The 3,377-nt window shown below is 30.1% G+C and carries 4 protein-coding genes and 1 tRNA gene; 1 reads left to right on the forward strand and 4 read right to left on the reverse strand.

The genetic code is table 11. The features are described from left to right. Positions 1 to 614: 614 nt before the first annotated feature. From C8P70_RS13605 to C8P70_RS13615, 3 genes are all read right to left on the reverse strand, one after another. Positions 615 to 689, reverse strand: a tRNA-Met gene (locus C8P70_RS13605). 181 nt (positions 690 to 870) lie between these two features. Next, entirely contained in the window at positions 871 to 1,713 is an 843-nt protein-coding gene (locus C8P70_RS13610) for a hypothetical protein (RefSeq protein ID WP_133713842.1), read from the reverse strand. Beyond that, positions 1,710 to 2,198 (reverse strand): hypothetical protein, encoded by a 489-nt coding sequence (locus C8P70_RS13615; protein WP_133713843.1) that lies wholly within the window; start codon positions 2,196 to 2,198, stop codon positions 1,710 to 1,712. Before C8P70_RS13615 ends, C8P70_RS13610 begins: the two co-directional genes overlap by 4 nt. Positions 2,199 to 2,283: 85 nt before the next feature. Here C8P70_RS13615 and C8P70_RS13620 point away from each other — a divergent pair, with 85 nt between their 5' ends. After that, positions 2,284 to 3,147: an acyltransferase family protein gene (locus tag C8P70_RS13620; protein WP_133713844.1), complete on the forward strand. Its 864-nt coding sequence runs from the start codon at positions 2,284 to 2,286 to the stop codon at positions 3,145 to 3,147. Here C8P70_RS13620 and C8P70_RS13625 read toward each other — a convergent pair. Continuing rightward, the coding region (locus C8P70_RS13625; RefSeq protein ID WP_166666184.1) for a transposase at positions 3,144 to 3,377 on the reverse strand (234 nt) is incomplete at its 5' end. The genes C8P70_RS13620 and C8P70_RS13625 overlap by 4 nt on opposite strands.

Consider the following 3,377-nt stretch of genomic DNA (forward strand, 5'->3'; position numbering starts at 1 on the left):
AAGAACAAGCCGTTATTACTACTATCATTGTGTTTCATCCTGTGGCTTCCGCCAAAAAGCCAAATTAGCCAACGATATTTTTGAAAAGAGTATGCATCATTTTACGTTAAACGGTACTGCTCAAATAGTGAAAAAACTATTGTTAGACAACTACAAGAAATTCGTAAAAAATCCATTTGATGAAAAGAAACAGATTGCACAGGAAATAGATAAACTGAATGCAAGGTTATCAGTAGCACGCAACAAACTGTTATCTGAAATTATTGATGATGAGGAATATCTCGAAATCAAAGATGAATGTAAGACACGAATTGAGAGTCTGGAAGAACAGTTGAGCAAAGACGGTTCTGATACCAAGAAAATCAATATAGATAAGTCTTTAGACAGGGCTTTAAAGTACATAGAAAACATTCCCAAAATGTACAGTGAGGGCGAAATCAACACAAGGAGAGGTATAATCGGTTCGATATTCCCCGAAAAATTGGAGTTTGACGGAAAAACTTATCGAACCGCCCGAATGAACGTAATCGCAAACTATATCTTTCAGATAAACAACGGATTATTCCAAAATAAGAACAGGACAAACGAAAATAAATTTCATTTGTCCTGTTTAGTAGCGGAGACGGGAATTGAACCCGTGATCTCAGGGTTATGAATCCTGCGCTCTGACCATCTGAGCTACCCCGGCCATTTTGTGATGTGAGGGTGCAAGGATAATATATAAAAGATATAAAACAAGGTTATCGTTAGGTTTACCCAAAAATATTATCAAACCTTTCTGAAAGGAAGTAATTATATTGCGTCTTTTAAATAATCTTTGAGTTGTAAAATAACAAACGAAACTGTTTTTAGGCTCTTGCTTATTTTTGTTTATTCCGTTCTTTCAAACCATACTCCGTATCCATCGTATTGAGCAAGCACCAATCGTTCTTCAGACACTCCTATAGAAAAGTCTCCCCCATATTCCATAATCATCACTTCTCCTTCCACCCAATGAGGATCATATTTATAGTAATATTTAAAAGTCCTCGAGATTAAAAATGTATCAAATATCTCATCACTTAAAGCCGAAATATTTTGGACAATCACTTTGCCATCCTTAGTAAATTCATAATACACCTCTTCCTCTTCGCCAAACTCCCGTGTTCTACCTAAAAAATCTGCTATTTTTAATAATCTCCAGTTACCAATTAGCTTTTCTTTAGTTTCATCTGATATCTTAGGATAATTTTTACCATTATTAGATCGCATAAACATAAATTCCGTTCCATCGGATTGCTTTAATACTAACTCTCGTTCACCATTAATCTTTAAATAAAAAACCGCTTTGTCTTTTTCGTTATACAAATGTATTTGTTCTTGCTGATTCTGATACACATCATATTCTTTTACATATTCAAACATATAGTGAATCAATTTTGTTGTGGTTAAGAACTCGTAATCCAAACTATATTTCACTTTTTCGGAAGTCGTATTTTCAATTTGTATTTGTCTATCTATCGTAAATTGATAAAACACTTCAATACCTTGCTGAACCAAATTAATTCGAGTTCCATTTGCAGTGGTTATCTGCAATAATTGCCAATTTCCAATCAAAGCTTCTTTTTCATCTTCTGAAATTTTGGTATATCCAACTTTAGAATTATCATCACTGCTACAACTTGTTGCAAAAACAAGCAATAAAAGCATTATATACGGTAATAGTTTTTTCATGATTTTATTTTTTTATAATCTTTTGTATTTCTAAGTCTAAAAGCATACCCGTCAAACTGTGAAAAACCAATTTCTTTATCTGATATTATATTCATAGAAAAATAGTATTTTTGTTTCTCGTTAAATATTTTTAGTTTTTCCTTTTTGGAATTTTCAAAATCATATCTTTCATTGTATTCAAATGTATAATTTAAGGTATTTGAATTTACAAAAAACTCATAAAGCTCATCATTTTCTACTTGTACTGACAACGTGTTTTTTATAATCAATTTGCCATCAGCCGTAAATTGATAGAATACTTCCTCTCTTTGCTCAAACGGATAATTTTCTTCCATAAACGAACTCAAAAAAACAAGCTCCCATTCACCTATTAATCGTTCTTTGTTTTCTTTCGGGATTGTTTCATAACTTACTTTATCATCACTATCGCAACTTGTTGCAAAAACAAACAATAAAAGCATTATGTATGGGAATAGTTTTTTCATGGTTGATATTATGTTTAGTTTATGTTAAATATATTAAAAATATTTTACAACTGCTATCTTTGTCTTAGTATTAAATATTTTCATTGTGAATTATAGTTTAGAACTCATTAGACTAATTGCGGTCATTTTAATCACCTTTACGCATACAAAAAATGATTTTTCTACAGGTATAACTCATTTTATATTTGAAGAAATCCCTTTAATGGGAACCGTTATCTTGTCTTTAATTTCGGGGTTTTTATTCTTTAAAATTTCTAAAAACAAAAATGGTCTATTTCAAAACAAAGTAAAAACATTACTCACTCCTTACTTATTTGCCAATTTAATCGTTTTCGGATTAGTATTAACCGCACAATATATTTTCGATATTAATTTTCTTAACAGACTAACATTCGATTATACTTTATTCACAGAAGGGTTATTGTCATTAAACTCGCCACCCGTTAATCCTCCCACCTATTTTATTCGGGATATTTTTGTTGTATTTGTTTTGGTAGAATTAATCAAAAACAAAAACTTTTATATGCTTCTCATTATTATTCCATTGATGATTTTTGGCAAACTATTTTTAAGAATAGATATTCCTCTGCTGTTTTTAGCAGGAATAGGAATTGCTTATTTTTCTGATTTTATTATAGCTTACAAAAAAGCTATAATCTTAGCTCTATTAATCTTAATTACAGCTCTTTTTCTTTTTCAAACAAAAGAAATCGATACTTTAAAATACCCTTTTTCGTTATTTCTCTTTATTTTGATTTTCAATCAAAAAATTAAATTTTATAACGTAGGAGCTTTCTCTTATTTACTGCATTTATATCACGCTCCTTTTATTGTTATTTTATACCCTATTCTCAGTTTTTTTATAACAAATGCTGTTTTAAATGCTTTTATGCAGATTGTACTTTCTATTGCATTTGTTTATATATTATATACCCGTTGTGCATTTTAAATAATACACACTTTTAAGTTATTGATATTCCTATTGAAATATTCTTTGTTGATGAATTGTACAACTGTTAACGCCGTTATTTTAGCTAATAATCTGGTTTTGAAACCTTCAAATGTCTTGGCGTAATTACGTCTCATCATAAATTGGTCGCACAATTGCGAGAACAAGGTTTCAATTCTCTTTCGTTGTTTTTTGAACAAATAAAATTGTGGTTTATAATCCTTTTGATT

Origin of the sequence: Myroides indicus (assembly GCF_004364575.1) — a bacterium.
Taxonomy (GTDB): domain Bacteria; phylum Bacteroidota; class Bacteroidia; order Flavobacteriales; family Flavobacteriaceae; genus Flavobacterium; species Flavobacterium indicum_A.

Coding starts and splice junctions, on each gene's coding strand:
- C8P70_RS13610 (WP_133713842.1), bottom strand. CDS start 1,713: ATGAAAAAACTATTACCGTATATAATGCTTTTATTGCTTGTTTTTGCA.
- C8P70_RS13615 (WP_133713843.1), bottom strand. CDS start 2,198: ATGAAAAAACTATTCCCATACATAATGCTTTTATTGTTTGTTTTTGCA.